The sequence below is a fragment of the Variovorax sp. EBFNA2 genome, from assembly GCF_033802765.1.
Taxonomy (GTDB): domain Bacteria; phylum Pseudomonadota; class Gammaproteobacteria; order Burkholderiales; family Burkholderiaceae_C; genus Variovorax; species Variovorax paradoxus_H.
Genome location: NZ_CP138496.1, coordinates 3991899 through 4005995 on the forward strand (window position 1 = coordinate 3991899; position 14097 = coordinate 4005995).

The following is a 14097-nucleotide window of genomic DNA, read 5'->3' on the forward strand; positions in this document are numbered from 1 at the left end:
TCAGTGAACAGCAGCTTCGGCGGTCGACTCGGTCTTCACGCCGTGCTTCGCCTTGTAGTCGCTCACGGCCGCCTTGATGGCGTCTTCCGCGAGGATCGAGCAGTGGATCTTGACCGGCGGCAGCGCCAGTTCTTCGGCGATTTGCGCGTTCTTGAGGGCCGCAGCTTCGTCGAGCGTCTTGCCCTTGACCCATTCGGTCACGAGCGACGAGGAAGCGATGGCCGAACCGCAGCCGTAGGTCTTGAAGCGCGCGTCTTCAATCACACCGGTTTCGGGATTGACCTTGATCTGCAGCTTCATCACGTCGCCGCAAGCCGGTGCGCCGACCATGCCGGTGCCTACCGAGTCGTCGCCCTTTTCGAAGGAGCCGACGTTGCGGGGATTTTCGTAGTGGTCGATGACCTTGGAAGAATATGCCATGGTGTACCTCTCAAACTTTGTTCAATCGTGGAGCCGTGGGCTGGCCTGGGTCAGTGGGCCGACCACTGGATCGTGCTGATGTCGACGCCGTCCTTGAACATCTCCCACAGGGGGCTCAGCTCGCGCAGCTTGGCGACGTTGTGCTTGATGGTCGAGATGGCGTAGTCGATTTCTTCTTCGGTCGTGAAACGGCCGATGGTCATGCGCAGGCTGCTGTGGGCCAGCTCGTCGCTGCGGCCCAGGGCGCGCAGCACATAGCTGGGCTCCAGGCTGGCCGAGGTGCAAGCCGAACCCGACGACACCGCCAGGCCCTTGATGCCCATGATCAGCGACTCGCCTTCGACGTAGTTGAAGCTCATGTTCAGGTTGTGCGGCACGCGGCGCTCGAGGTCGCCGTTGATGAAGACCTGTTCGACATCCTTCAGGCCGTCGAGCAGGCGCTTCTGCAGGCGCGCCGCATGAGCGATGTCGTCCTTCATCTCGAGCTTGGCGATGCGATAGGCCTCGCCCATGCCGACGATCTGGTGCGTGGGCAGCGTGCCCGAACGCATGCCGCGCTCGTGGCCACCGCCGTGCATCTGCGCTTCCAGGCGGATGCGCGGCTTGCGACGCACGTACAGGGCGCCGATGCCCTTGGGGCCGTAGGTCTTGTGCGAGGCAAGGCTCATCAGATCGATGGGCAGCGTCGTGATGTCGATCTCGACCTTGCCGGTGGCCTGGGCCGCGTCGACGTGGAAGATCACGCCCTTTTCGCGGCAGACGTTGCCCAGCGCAACCACGTCCTGGATCACGCCGATTTCGTTGTTCACGAACAGCACGCTGGCCAGGATGGTGTCGGGACGGATGGCCGCCTTGAACTTCTCCAGATCGACGAGGCCGTTTTCCTCGACGTCGAGGTAGGTCACTTCGAAACCCTGGCGCTCGAGTTCGCGCATGGTGTCGAGCACGGCCTTGTGCTCGGTCTTCAGGGTGATCAGGTGCTTGCCCTTGCCCTTGTAGAACTGGGCCGCGCCCTTGAGGGCCAGGTTGATCGACTCGGTGGCGCCCGACGACCAGACGATTTCACGCGGGTCGGCATTGATGAGCTCGGCGACCTGGCCGCGCGCCTTTTCGACCGCTTCTTCGGCTTCCCAGCCCCAGGCGTGGCTGCGCGATGCCGGGTTGCCGAAGTGTTCGCGCAACCAGGGAATCATGGCGTCGACCACACGCGGGTCGGCCGGCGTGGTGGCGCCGTAATCGAGATAGATCGGGAAATGAGGAGTGACGTCCATGGCTGGCTCGGGCTGGCGTGGGGGTTGTGTTCTGGGATCGGGGCAAACTCAGGCGATGCCCGCGGGCACCGCCGGACTCATCAGGTCAGGACTTCGCGAAGACGTTGCCGAGAGCGAAGACCGAATTCGGCGCATTCACGCGAATGGGTTTGACCACCGGCTGGGCCGAGATGGCGCGCTTGACGACCGGCTTGTTCTCGATCTGCACGCCCTTGGCGATCTGGTCGTCGACCAGCTTCTGCAGCGTGACGGAGTCGAGGAACTCGACCATGCGCTGGTTCAGCGAGGCCCAGAGTTCGTGTGTCATGCAGCGACCCTGCTCACCGAGGCAGTTTTCCTTGCCGCCGCACTGCGTGGCATCGATCGGCTCGTCGACGGACACGATGATGTCGGCGACCGTGATGTCTGCCGCCTTGCGTCCGAGGCTGTAGCCGCCGCCGGGGCCGCGGGTCGACTCGACCAGCTCGTGGCGGCGCAGTTTGCCGAACAGCTGTTCGAGGTACGACAGCGAAATCTGCTGCCGCTGGCTGATCGCAGCCAGCGTGACCGGACCGGTGTTCTGACGCAACGCCAGATCGATCATTGCTGTGACCGCAAAACGGCCTTTGGTAGTGAGACGCATCGCAAGCTCCTTCAAGTGCTTACCGTTGAAATGACACCACAGCCTTGGGCCGCGGTGACTTCGTCTCCGCCCTGCCCGCCCCTGACGCTGGTGAACCAGTCGGTAGGAGTCGGTCCTTCATCGCGAAGTTCTTTGTTGTTGAGTATTTCGGTCAAGTATAGCAGAAGCCCCTGAGTTCTGCTCGGGTAAACCCCAGCGCGGCTCGCTTGAAGAAAGCGAACTTATGACCTAGCCAAAATCAGGCCGCCAGCCCCGGAATGTTGTCGCCGCCCGATGCCCCGAATGCCTGCTCGCGCAGCAGCGCCAACTGGTCGCGCACCCGGGCCGCTTTCTCGAATTCGAGGTTGCGGGCGTGCTCCAGCATCTGCTTTTCGAGGCGCTTGATTTCCCGCGCGATGTCTTTCTCGCTCATGTCCTCGACCTTGGCGCGTTCCAGGTCGAGCTTGGCCATTTCCTTGCCGGTCTTCTCGCTGTAAACGCCGTCGATCAGGTCGCGCACCTGCTTCACGATGCTGCGCGGCGTGATGCCGTTCGCCTCGTTGTGGGCGATCTGCCGGGTGCGGCGGCGCTCGGTTTCGCCGATAGCCTTCTTCATCGACTCGGTCATCCGGTCGGCGTAGAGGATGGCCTTGCCGTTCAGGTTGCGCGCCGCCCGGCCGATGGTCTGGATCAGCGAACGCTCGGCACGCAGGAAACCTTCCTTGTCGGCGTCGAGGATCGCCACCAGCGACACCTCGGGAATGTCCAGCCCTTCGCGCAGCAGGTTGATGCCCACCAGCACGTCGAAGGCGCCCAGGCGCAGGTCGCGCAGGATTTCGACCCGCTCGACCGTGTCGACGTCGCTGTGCAGGTAGCGCACCTTCACGCCGTTGTCGCCCAGGTAGTCGGTGAGCTGTTCGGCCATGCGCTTGGTCAGCGTGGTGATCAGCACGCGCTCGTTCTTCTCGACGCGGATGCGGATCTCGCCCAGCACGTCGTCGACCTGGTGCGTGGCGGGACGCACCTCGACTTCGGGGTCGATCAACCCGGTGGGCCGCACCAGCTGCTCGACGACGTTGCCGGCGTGGTCTTTTTCGTACTGCGCGGGCGTGGCCGACACGAAGATGCATTGGCGCACCCGCTTTTCGAACTCCTCGAGCTTGAGCGGCCGGTTGTCCAGCGCGCTCGGCAGGCGAAAGCCGTACTCAACCAGCGTGACCTTGCGCGCCCGGTCGCCGTTGTACATGGCGCTGAGCTGGCCCATCATCTGATGGCTCTCGTCAAGGAACATCAACGAGTCCTTCGGCATGTAGTCGGTGAGCGTGGCCGGCGGGTCGCCGGGCTCCGCGCCCGAGAGGTGCCGCGTGTAGTTCTCGATGCCCTTGCAGTGGCCGATTTCGGCCAGCATTTCGAGGTCGAAACGCGTGCGCTGCTCCAGCCGCTGCGCCTCGACCAGCTTGCCGGAGCCGGTCAGCTCCTTGAGCCGGCCGGCCAGCTCGATCTTGATGGTTTCCACCGCCGCCAGCACCTTGTCGCGCGGAGTCACGTAGTGGCTCGACGGGTACACCGTGAATCGCGGCACCTTCTGGCGGATGCGCCCGGTGAGCGGGTCGAACAGCTGCAGCGACTCGATCTCGTCGTCGAACAGCTCGAAGCGGATCGCCAGCTCGCTGTGCTCGGCCGGAAACACGTCGATCGTGTCGCCGCGCACCCGGAACGTGCCCCGCGCAAAGTCCTGCTCGTTGCGCGTGTACTGCATGCGAATGAGCCGCGAGATCAGGTCGCGCTGGCCGACCTTGTCGCCGACGCGGGCAATCAGCCGCATCTCCATGTAGTCCTCGGGCGTGCCGATGCCGTAGATGGCGCTCACCGTGGCCACGATGACCGTGTCGCGCCGCTCCAGCACGCTCTTGGTGGCCGACAGGCGCATCTGCTCGATGTGCTCGTTGATCGACGAGTCCTTCTCGATGAACAGGTCGCGCTGCGGCACGTAGGCCTCGGGCTGGTAGTAGTCGTAATAGCTCACGAAATACTCGACGGCGTTCTTCGGGAAGAACTCGCGGAATTCGCTGTAAAGCTGCGCCGCCAGCGTCTTGTTGGGCGCGAACACGATGGCCGGACGGCCCAGCCGGGCGATCACGTTGGCCATGGTGAAGGTCTTGCCCGAGCCCGTCACGCCCAGCAGGGTCTGGTACACCTCGCCGTCGAGCACGCCCGCCACCAGCCCCTCGATCGCCTTGGGCTGGTCGCCCGCCGGCGGATAGGGCTGGAACAGCTCGAACGGCGAGCCGGGGTAGCGGATGAATTCGCCGGGTTTGGCCGGCCCGATCGGGTCGACTTTCTTCAGGTCTGCTATGGCTTCGGTGTTCTCTGGCATGGCTGTTCCCGACAGGTGGCGTGGCGCCGGTAAAATTCAAGGCAACCGGAAAGGATAAAGCCTCCTCCGGTTGCCAGCGAAGCTTTCATCCCAAAGGACCTTTCCATGTCTATGTTCACCGCGGTCGAAATGGCGCCGCGCGACCCGATCCTCGGCCTCAACGAGCAATTTGCAGCCGACACCAACCCCCTCAAGGTCAATCTCGGCGTCGGCGTGTATTACGACGACAACGGCAAGCTGCCCCTGCTCCAATGCGTGCAGGCCGCAGAGCAGAACATGATGAAGGCCCCCTCGGCCCGCGGCTACCTGCCGATCGACGGCATCGTGGCCTACGACAACGCCGTCAAGGGCCTGGTCTTCGGCACCGACAGCGAACCCGTCACCTCGGGCCGCGTGGCCACCATCCAGGCCATCGGCGGTACCGGCGGCCTGAAGGTCGGCGCCGACTTCCTCAAGAAGCTCAACCCCAACGCCACGGTGCTGATCAGCGACCCGAGCTGGGAAAACCACCGCGCGCTGTTCACCAACGCCGGCTTCACCGTCGAAAGCTACCCCTACTACGATGCCGCCCAGCGCGGCATCAACTTCGACGGCATGCTGGCCGCCCTGAACGCAGCGCCGGCCGGCACCATCGTCGTGCTGCACGCCTGCTGCCACAACCCGACCGGCTACGACATCACGCCCGAGCAGTGGGACCAGGTAGTCGCCGCCGTCAAGGCCAAGGGCCTCGTGCCCTTCCTCGACATGGCCTACCAGGGCTTCGGCTACGGCCTGAAGGAAGACGGCGCAGCCGTTGCCAAGTTCGTCGACGCCGGCCTGACCTTCTTCGTCTCGACCTCGTTCTCCAAGAGCTTCAGCCTGTACGGCGAGCGCGTCGGTGCCCTGTCGGTGCTGTGCGAGAGCAAGGAAGAAGCCGGCCGCGTGCTGTCGCAACTCAAGATCGCCATCCGCACCAACTACAGCAACCCGCCGATCCACGGCGGCGCCGTGGTGGCCGCGGTGCTCGGCACCCCCGAGCTGCGCACCCTGTGGGAAAAAGAGCTGGGCGAGATGCGCGTGCGCATCAAGGCCATGCGCCAGAAGCTGGTCGACGGCCTGAAGGCCGCCGGCGTGAAGGAAGACATGAGCTTCATCACCACCCAGATCGGCATGTTCAGCTACTCGGGCCTCTCCAAGGACCAGATGGTTCGCCTGCGCAACGAGTTCGGCGTGTACGGCACCGACACCGGCCGCATGTGCGTCGCCGCGCTCAACAGCAAGAACATCGACTACGTCTGCGCGTCGATTGCGAAGGTCATCTAGGTGACAACCGGGTGTGAGTGAATCGACTTTTTGACGATTCGTTCACATTCGGCCACAGAAGGCGAATCCAGCCCGCTCCGGGCTAGGGTTCGGCCCCCTGCGCCGCGGCAAATGCACTGATATATTGCACTGCAACATCCACTCAAAGACCCGCGATGCTCTATCAACTCTACGAAGCCCAGCGTTCCCTGATGGAGCCCTTTTCGGACTTCGCCCAGGCCGCCTCCAAGCTCTACGGCCCTGGCGCCGTCTGGAGCCAACTGCCGATGGCACAGCGCATGGCCGCCGGCTATGACCTGATGTACCGGCTGGGCAAGGACTACGAGAAGCCCGAGTTCAACATCAAGTCCGTCAAGGTCGAAGGCGAAGACGTCGTCATCCAGGAGGCCGTCGAGCTCGACAAGCCTTTCTGCGAACTGCGCCGCTTCAAGCGCTTCACCGACGAACCGCACATTCTCAAGACGCTCAAGAGCCAGCCCGTGGTGCTGATCGTGGCGCCGCTGTCGGGCCACTACGCCACGCTGCTGCGCGACACCGTGCGCACCATGCTGCAGGACCACAAGGTCTACATCACCGACTGGAAGAACGCGCGCCTGGTGCCGCTGTCCGAAGGCGAGTTCCACCTCGACGACTACATCAACTACGTGCAGGAGTTCATCCGCCGCCTGCAGGCCGAGTACGGCAACTGCCACGTGGTGAGCGTGTGCCAGCCCACCGTGCCCGTGCTCGCCGCCGTGTCGCTCATGGCCAGCCGCGGCGAGGCGCTGCCCCTCACGATGACCATGATGGGCGGCCCCATCGACGCGCGCAAATCGCCCACGGCGGTCAACAACCTCGCGACCAACAAGAGCTTCGAGTGGTTCGAGAACAACGTGATCTACCGCGTGCCGCAAGGCTTCCCGGGCGCGGGCCGCAAGGTCTACCCGGGCTTCCTGCAGCACACGGGCTTCGTGGCCATGAACCCCGATCGCCACGCCACCAGCCACTACGACTACTTCAAGGACCTGATCAAGGGTGACGACGCCAGCGCCGAAGCCCACCGCAAGTTCTACGACGAGTACAACGCCGTGCTCGACATGGACGCGGACTACTACCTCGAGACCATCCGCACCGTCTTCCAGGACTTCGACCTGGTCAACGGCACGTGGGACGTGAAGAACCCCGCCGGCCAGGTGGAGCGCGTGCGTCCGCAGGACATCCACGCCACCGCCCTGCTCACCGTCGAAGGCGAACTGGACGACATCTCCGGCTCGGGCCAGACCCAGGCCGCGCACAGCCTGTGCACCGGCATCGCCGATGCCAAGCGCGAGCACTACGAGGTCAAGGGCGCGGGCCACTACGGCATCTTCAGCGGACGCCGCTGGCGCGACCTCGTCTACCCGAAGGTGCGCAACTTCATCGCCGCCAGCGACGAGCCCCAGCGCCGCGCCGGTGCGCGCGAAGCGCTGCCGGCCGAAGACCGCGTCAAGCCGGGCCAGAAGCTGAAGGCCGTGGCAACCGCTGCGGCCCGCAAGACGCCGGTCGCCGCCAAGAAGGCGGTTGCCGTGAAGGCCGTGCCGGCCGCCACGAAGGCGCCGGCCGCAAAGAAGAAGCCCCGCGCCAGCGCCGCGCGCTGAGCCGCGCGCATCACCCACCGTGAACGGGCTGGCCGCACGCATCAACGACGCACTGCCTCAAACGCAGTGCACACGGTGCGGCTACCCCGATTGCGCGGGCTACGCGCAGGCCATCGCCGACGGCGAGGCCGACATCAACCAGTGCCCGCCGGGCGGCGCCGAGGGCATCGAGCGCCTCGCGCTGCTCACGGGCCGCCCCGCACAACCACTCGATCCGCAGTTCGGCACCGAAGGCCCGCGCGCCATGGCGGTCATCGACGAAGCCTGGTGCATCGGCTGCACGCTCTGCCTCGATGCCTGCCCGACCGACGCGATCATCGGCATCAACAAGCGCATGCACACAGTGATCGAGGCGCACTGCACGGGATGCGAGCTGTGCATTCCGGTCTGCCCGGTCGATTGCATCTCACTCGAAGTCGAGACACCAGGCCGCAGTGGCTGGCAGGCGTGGTCGCAGGCGCAGGCCGAGGCCGCACTGCAACGCTACAAGCTGCATGCCCAACACCGCGACACCGCGAAGCGCGAGGCCGAACCGGCGCCCGCCGCCGCCGAACCGCAAGCCGCCGACACGCGCAAGCGCTCCATCGTCGAAGCCGCGCTGGCACGCGCCCGCGCCGCCGCCGAACAACGCGCCACGAAACCATGACCCTCGACACCTTGCTGGTCTATGCCGTCGCCTCGCTCGCCCTGGCGGTGATTCCCGGCCCGACCATGCTGCTGGCGCTGTCCAACGGCATTGACGGCGGCATGCGACGGGCCAGCTGGGGCATCGCGGGCGCATCGCTGGGCAGCGTCTCGCTGATCGCGGTCGTGGCGCTCGGACTGGGCTCGCTGCTCGCGGCCTCGGAATGGCTCTTCAACGCGATCCGCGTCGCGGGCGTGGCCTACCTGGTGTGGCTCGGCATCAAGCTGTGGCGCAGCGAAGCGACCGACTTGGGCACCGCGCTGGCCAAGTCGGCCATCGAGGTCCGTCCGCATGGCCGCATCGCCCTCGTGCGCAGCCTGATGGTGGCGCTGTCGAATCCGAAGACGGTGCTGTTCTTCGCCGCCTTCCTGCCGCAGTTCATCGACACCGCCAAGCCCCAGGGTATGCAGTACCTCGTGCTGGGCGCGATCTTCGTGGTGCTCGACACCTGCGTGATGCTGGCCTATGCCGGCGCCGGCACGCAGGCCGTGCGCTGGCTCTCGCGCCGCGGCCTCAAGGTGCTCAACCGCAGCTGCGCCGTCGGCATGTGGCTGCTTGCCGCCACCCTCGCCTTCTGGCGCCGCCCGACCTGAGCCCTATCGAACTCAGCCCTTCTGCGGGCGCTTGAAGAGCAACAGCAGCACGCCCGCCAGCACCACGCCCACGGCGTACCACTCGAAGCGCGTGACCGTCTCGTGGGCGATCCACACGCCCAGCAGCATCGCGATCACCGGATTGACAAAGGTGTAGCTCGCCGCCAGCCCGGCCGGCGCCTGCGCGAGCAGCACCATGTAGGCGTTGAAGGCAATCAGCGAGCCGAACACCACGAGGTAGACCCACGCCCCCAGCGCCACGGGCTGCGGCGGCCAGCTCATCGTTTCGCCCGACACCGCGGCCAGCACCATCAGCACCACGCCGCCGCACAGCATCTCGCTCGCGAAGCCCATCGCGCCGGGCGCCAGCGGCAGGCTGCGCTGGCTCAGCACGCTGCCGAGCGACCAGCACACGCAGGCCACGCAGATCGCGATCAGCCCCTCGGGCGAGGCCTTGAAGCCGCTGCCCTGCGTGAGCATCAGCACGCCGGCCAGCCCGAGCGCAATGCCCGCCGCTTCGAGCCGCGCGGGCTTCACGCCCCAGATCAGGTTCAGCAGCGCGATGAGCAATGGAATGACGGCGATGAACGCCACCACCAGCCCCGAGCCGATCGACACCTCGGCCAACGCCGTGCCGCCCATGCCGCCGCCGAGCATCAGCGCGCCGACGACCAGCGCATTGCGCCACTGCAGGCGCGTCGGCCAGGGCGTGCCGCGCCAACGCATCCATGCGGCCAGCAGCACGCCCGCGACCAGGAAGCGCGAGCCCATCTGCAGGAACGGCGGAAAGCTGATCAGCGCGTACTTGATGGCCAGGTAGGTCGAGCCCCAGACCACCCAGGTGGCGGCCAGGCAGAGCCAGAGCAGCGGCGTCAGCCGGGGGCGTGAAGAAGCAGGCGCGGGCGGCACAGGTGGTGCGGACGGTGCGAGTGTCGACATGGCGAGGGTGTCTCTTCTTGGTATGTGGTGGCTGTCATGGTATGAAAGCCACCCGCCGGCAGCCATGCGAATTTCATGGTTCTGCTCGCACCGCACCGTCGATTTAAAGGACTTCCATGGACTTCACCTTGACCCCCACGCTGGACGCCCATGACACCCGCATCCTGGCCGAACTGCAGGCCGACGCCCGCCTGAGCATGGCCGAGCTGGGCCGTCGCGTGCACCTGAGCCAGCCGGCCGTGACCGAGCGCGTGAAGAAGCTGGAAGCCGCCGGCGTCATCACCGGCTACCGCGCCACCGTGAACCTCACGCGGCTGGGCTACGGCATCCGCGGGATCATCCGCGTCGGGCGGGCCGACTACGACCTCGTGGTGAAGCTGGTGCAGGAAACGCCCGAGTGCGTCAATGCCTACAACGTGACCGGCGAGGACAGCTGGATCCTCGAGATCGCGGTGATCGACGTGCCGCACCTCGACGCAGTGCTCGCCAAGTTCTGCATCCTGACCGAGACCGCGACCTCGATCATCCTGAACCCGGCGCGCGAGCACCAGCCGATGCTGCCGCCGCAACGCGCCGACGTGAAGCCGCCGATGCGCAAAGCGCTCAGCGCGTAGCGGCGAGCGCGTTGAAGGCCGTCACCACCTCGGGCGGCGCCTGCACCATCTCGACCAGCACGCCCTCGCCCGAAATCGGGAACTCGTCGTTGGCCTTGGGGTGCAAAAAGCAGATGTCGAAACCCGCCGCGCCCGTGCGGATGCCGCCCGGCGCAAAGCGCACGCCCTGCGCCGTGAGCCATTCGACGGCCTTCGGCAGGTCGTCGATCCACAGGCCGACGTGATTCAGCGGCGTGGTGTGCACCGCCGGCTTCTTCTCGGGGTCGAGCGGCTGCATCAGGTCGACCTCGACCTTGAACGGGCCGCTGCCGATGGCGCAGATGTCTTCGTCGACGTTCTCGCGCTCGCTGCGGAAAGTGCCCGTCACCTCGAGCCCCAGCATGTCGACCCACAGCTTCTGCAGCCGCAGCTTGTCGGGGCCGCCGATGGCGATCTGCTGGATGCCCAGCACCTTGAAGGGACGCGGCGTGGTCATGCGCAGCCGCCTTCTTGTGCCGCCTGCTCCTGCGTGCGGTGCGAGCGCAGGCCGAGCTTGCGCAGCAGCTGCACGTCGGCATCGGCGTCGGGGTTGCCGGTAACGAGCAGCTTGTCGCCGTAGAAGATCGAGTTGGCGCCGGCCATGAAGCACAGGGCCTGCACCGCCTCGCCCATCTGCTGGCGGCCGGCCGACAGGCGCACGCGCGCGGTCGGCATGGTGATGCGCGCCACGGCGATCATGCGCACGAAGTCGAAGGGATCGACCGGCTCCGAGTCGGCCAGCGGCGTGCCGGGCACGCGCACCAGGCTGTTGATCGGCACCGACTCCGGGTACGGGTCCATGTTGGCGAGCTGCGCGATCAGCCCGGCGCGGTGCACCGGCTGCTCGCCCATGCCCACGATGCCGCCGCAGCACACGCTGATGCCGGCGCTGCGCACAGCCGCCAGCGTGTCCAGGCGGTCCTGGTAGGTGCGCGTGTCGACCACGTCGGTGTAGTACTCGGGCGCGGTGTCCAGGTTGTGGTTGTAGTAGTCCAGGCCGGCCGCCTTGAGCTGCTGCGCGTGGTGCGGCTCCAGCATGCCGAGCGTGGCGCACGTCTGCAGGCCCAGGCCCTTCACGGCCTCGACCAGCACCGCCACCTTCTCGACGTCGCGGTCCTTGGGCGCGCGCCAGGCGGCGCCCATGCAGAAGCGCGTGGCGCCGGCGTCCTTGGCGGCCTGCGCGGCGCGCACCACCTCGTCGACCTCCATGAGCTTCTGCGCCTTCACGCCAGTGTCGAACTCGGCCGACTGCGGGCAGTAGCCGCAGTTCTCGGGGCAGCCGCCGGTCTTCACCGACAGCAGCGTGGCCAGCTCGATGTCGCCTTCGGGGAAATGCCGGCGGTGCACGGTCTGCGCCTCGAACAGCAGTTCCATGAAAGGCTTGTCGAGCAGCGCCTGGATCGCCTCGACGGACCAGGGGCCCTGGGGCGTCGTTACGGCCTTGGCCGGGCGGTGCAGCGTGATTGCTGCCTGTTGCAGGTCGTTGGCACCCATCAGTTGAACTCCAGAATGATTTGGTCGACGGCGAGCGATTCGCCCTTGGCCGCCGAGATCTTGCCCACCACGCCATCCTGCGCGGCGAACAGCACGTTTTCCATCTTCATGGCCTCGATCACGGCCAGCTTCTCGCCGGCCTGGACCTGCTGCCCCGGCTGCACCGCCACCTCGACCAGCAGGCCCGGCATCGGCGACATCAGGAACTTGCTGAGGTCGGGCGGTGCCTTGTAAGGCATCAGCTCGAGCAGGCGCGCGCCCAGCGGCGACAGCACCATGGCCTCGATCTGCGTGCCGTCATGCGACACGCGCAGTGCCAGCGGGTTCTTGCCCGCGCCGCGCTCCACCTGCGCCGTGAACGGCTTGCCGTTGACGGTGCCCTGCACGCGCGCCGCGCCCAGCGCGAATGCACTGTCGATCTGGTAGCGCTTGTCGCCCACCGTGACGCTGCTGGCGCCGGTCTTGCCCTGGAAGTCGCTCACCGACACCGCGTGGTGCACGTGCTTGCCTTCAGGGCCCAGCTCGACCACCACGAATTTCTCGCCCACCTTCACGCCGTGGCCCGCGAGCTGCCCGGTGATGCCCGAGGCGCGCGCGCGGTAGCGGCGGTTGACGAAGGCGGCCAGCGCCACCAGGAACGACGGATCGGCGTGCGGCACGTCTTCCGCATGGAAGCCCTTGCCGTAGTGCTCGGCGATAAAGCCGGTGTTGAAATCGCCCGCCACGAACTTCGGATGTGCCAGCAGCGCCGCCTGGAACGGGATGTTGCTGCTGATGCCGCGGATCACGAAGCCGTTGAGCGCTTCGCGCATGAGCGCGATGGCCTCGGTGCGGTCCTTGCCGTGCACGATGAGCTTGGCGATCATCGAGTCGTAGTACATCGGGATCTCGCCGCCGTCGTACACGCCGGTGTCCACGCGCACGCCGTGCAGGTGGCCGGTGTCGCTCGCGAACATGCTCTCGGCCGGCGGCTGGAACTTCACCAGGCGGCCCGTCGACGGCAGGAAGTTGCGGAACGGGTCTTCGGCGTTGATGCGGCACTCGATGGCCCAGCCGTCGCGCTTCACGTCGGCCTGCGCCAGCGGCAGCTTCTCGCCGGCCGCCACGCGGATCATCAGCTCGACCAGGTCCAGGCCGGTGATGCACTCGGTCACCGGGTGCTCCACCTGCAGGCGCGTGTTCATCTCCAGGAAGTAGAAGCTCTGGTCCTTGCCGACCACGAACTCCACCGTGCCCGCGCTCTGGTACTTCACGGCCTTGGCCAATTGCACCGCCTGCTCGCCCATCGCCTTGCGCGTGGCGTCGGTGATGAAGGGCGACGGCGCCTCCTCGATCACCTTCTGGTGGCGCCGCTGAATGGAGCACTCGCGCTCGTTCAGGTAAATGACGTTGCCGTGCGAATCGCCCAGCACCTGGATCTCGATGTGGCGCGGCTCCTCGACGAACTTCTCGATGAACACGCGGTCATCGCCGAAAGAATTGCGCGCTTCGTTGCGGCACGAGGTGAAGCCCTCGAAAGCTTCCTTGTCGTTAAAGGCCACGCGCAGGCCCTTGCCACCGCCGCCGGCCGAGGCCTTGATCATCACGGGGTAGCCGATGTCCTTCGCGATCTCGACGGCGCGCTCGGCCGTCTCGATGGCGTCGTTCCAGCCGGGGATCGTGTTGACCTGGGCTTCGTTCGCGAGCTTCTTCGAGGCGATCTTGTCGCCCATCGCTGCGATCGAATAGTGCTTCGGGCCGATGAAGGCAATGCCCTCTTCCTCGACCTTGCGCGCAAAGGCTTCGTTCTCCGACAGGAAGCCGTAGCCCGGGTGCACGGCCTCGGCGCCCGTCTGCTTGCAGGCCGCGATGATGCGGTCGGCCTGCAGATAGCTCTCACGGCTGGGCGCGGCACCGATGTGCACGGCCTCGTCGGCCAGCTCGACGTGGCGGGCTTCCTTGTCGGCATCGGAGTAGACGGCCACCGTGAGGATGCCCATCTTCTTGGCGGTCTGGATCACACGGCAGGCGATTTCACCGCGGTTCGCAATCAGGATCTTCTTAAACATTTGTGGTCTCCGCGGTGAAACCGCCGCACGCTGCGCGTGCCATGCAATTTGACTTCGTCGCTGCGCCGCTTCGCGGCTGGTCGCCGCGGTTGGCAATCAGGATCTTCTTGAACATGTTC

Annotated in this window: 13 protein-coding genes; 5 read left to right on the forward strand and 8 right to left on the reverse strand. The window is 66.2% G+C overall.

Features of this window, described 5'->3' with window-relative positions; genetic code table 11:
- The 4 genes from iscU to uvrB form a co-directional block, all read right to left on the reverse strand.
- A complete protein-coding gene (iscU, locus tag RZE79_RS18895) occupies positions 1–420 on the reverse strand; it encodes a Fe-S cluster assembly scaffold IscU (RefSeq protein WP_153283850.1) in 420 nt (139 codons plus the stop codon).
- Positions 421–470: 50 nt separating this feature from the next.
- Entirely contained in the window at positions 471–1691 is a 1221-nt protein-coding gene (locus RZE79_RS18900; protein ID WP_319355919.1) for an IscS subfamily cysteine desulfurase, read from the reverse strand.
- Between the two features lie 85 nt (positions 1692–1776).
- Entirely contained in the window at positions 1777–2313 is a 537-nt protein-coding gene (gene iscR / locus RZE79_RS18905; RefSeq protein WP_056580055.1) for a Fe-S cluster assembly transcriptional regulator IscR, read from the reverse strand.
- Between the two features lie 238 nt (positions 2314–2551).
- Positions 2552–4669 (reverse strand): excinuclease ABC subunit UvrB, encoded by a 2118-nt coding sequence (uvrB, locus tag RZE79_RS18910; protein ID WP_319355924.1) that lies wholly within the window; start codon positions 4667–4669, stop codon positions 2552–2554.
- A gap of 105 nt (positions 4670–4774) precedes the next feature.
- Between uvrB and RZE79_RS18915 the strand changes: the two genes are divergently transcribed.
- From RZE79_RS18915 to RZE79_RS18930, 4 genes are all read left to right on the forward strand, one after another.
- Complete coding sequence (locus RZE79_RS18915; protein WP_319355926.1) at positions 4775–5971, forward strand: amino acid aminotransferase; 1197 nt, start codon at positions 4775–4777, stop codon at positions 5969–5971.
- Positions 5972–6126: 155 nt separating this feature from the next.
- Complete coding sequence (locus RZE79_RS18920; RefSeq protein WP_319355928.1) at positions 6127–7587, forward strand: polyhydroxyalkanoate depolymerase; 1461 nt, start codon at positions 6127–6129, stop codon at positions 7585–7587.
- A gap of 19 nt (positions 7588–7606) precedes the next feature.
- Complete coding sequence (locus RZE79_RS18925; RefSeq protein ID WP_319355930.1) at positions 7607–8233, forward strand: RnfABCDGE type electron transport complex subunit B; 627 nt, start codon at positions 7607–7609, stop codon at positions 8231–8233.
- Positions 8230–8865 (forward strand): LysE family transporter, encoded by a 636-nt coding sequence (locus RZE79_RS18930; protein WP_319355932.1) that lies wholly within the window; start codon positions 8230–8232, stop codon positions 8863–8865. The genes RZE79_RS18925 and RZE79_RS18930 overlap by 4 nt, the downstream gene beginning before the upstream one ends.
- Before the next feature lie 12 nt (positions 8866–8877).
- Here RZE79_RS18930 and yedA read toward each other — a convergent pair whose 3' ends face one another.
- A complete protein-coding gene (gene yedA, locus RZE79_RS18935) occupies positions 8878–9804 on the reverse strand; it encodes a drug/metabolite exporter YedA (RefSeq protein WP_319355934.1) in 927 nt (308 codons plus the stop codon).
- 116 nt (positions 9805–9920) lie between these two features.
- On the opposite strand from yedA, the gene RZE79_RS18940 reads away from it, so the two are divergent.
- On the forward strand, positions 9921–10418 hold the full coding sequence (locus RZE79_RS18940; RefSeq protein ID WP_319355936.1) for an Lrp/AsnC family transcriptional regulator: 498 nt from the start codon (positions 9921–9923) through the stop codon (positions 10416–10418).
- Here RZE79_RS18940 and RZE79_RS18945 read toward each other — a convergent pair.
- From RZE79_RS18945 to accC, 3 genes are read right to left on the reverse strand one after another with little or no spacing between them, the layout of a single operon-like run.
- Positions 10408–10893 (reverse strand): VOC family protein, encoded by a 486-nt coding sequence (locus tag RZE79_RS18945; protein ID WP_319355938.1) that lies wholly within the window; start codon positions 10891–10893, stop codon positions 10408–10410. The two genes, RZE79_RS18940 and RZE79_RS18945, sit on opposite strands and share 11 nt — an antisense overlap.
- Entirely contained in the window at positions 10890–11930 is a 1041-nt protein-coding gene (bioB, locus tag RZE79_RS18950) for a biotin synthase BioB (RefSeq protein WP_319355939.1), read from the reverse strand. The genes RZE79_RS18945 and bioB overlap by 4 nt, the downstream gene beginning before the upstream one ends.
- Entirely contained in the window at positions 11930–13978 is a 2049-nt protein-coding gene (gene accC, locus RZE79_RS18955; protein WP_319355941.1) for an acetyl-CoA carboxylase biotin carboxylase subunit, read from the reverse strand. Before accC ends, bioB begins: the two co-directional genes overlap by 1 nt.
- Positions 13979–14097 lie beyond the last annotated feature (119 nt).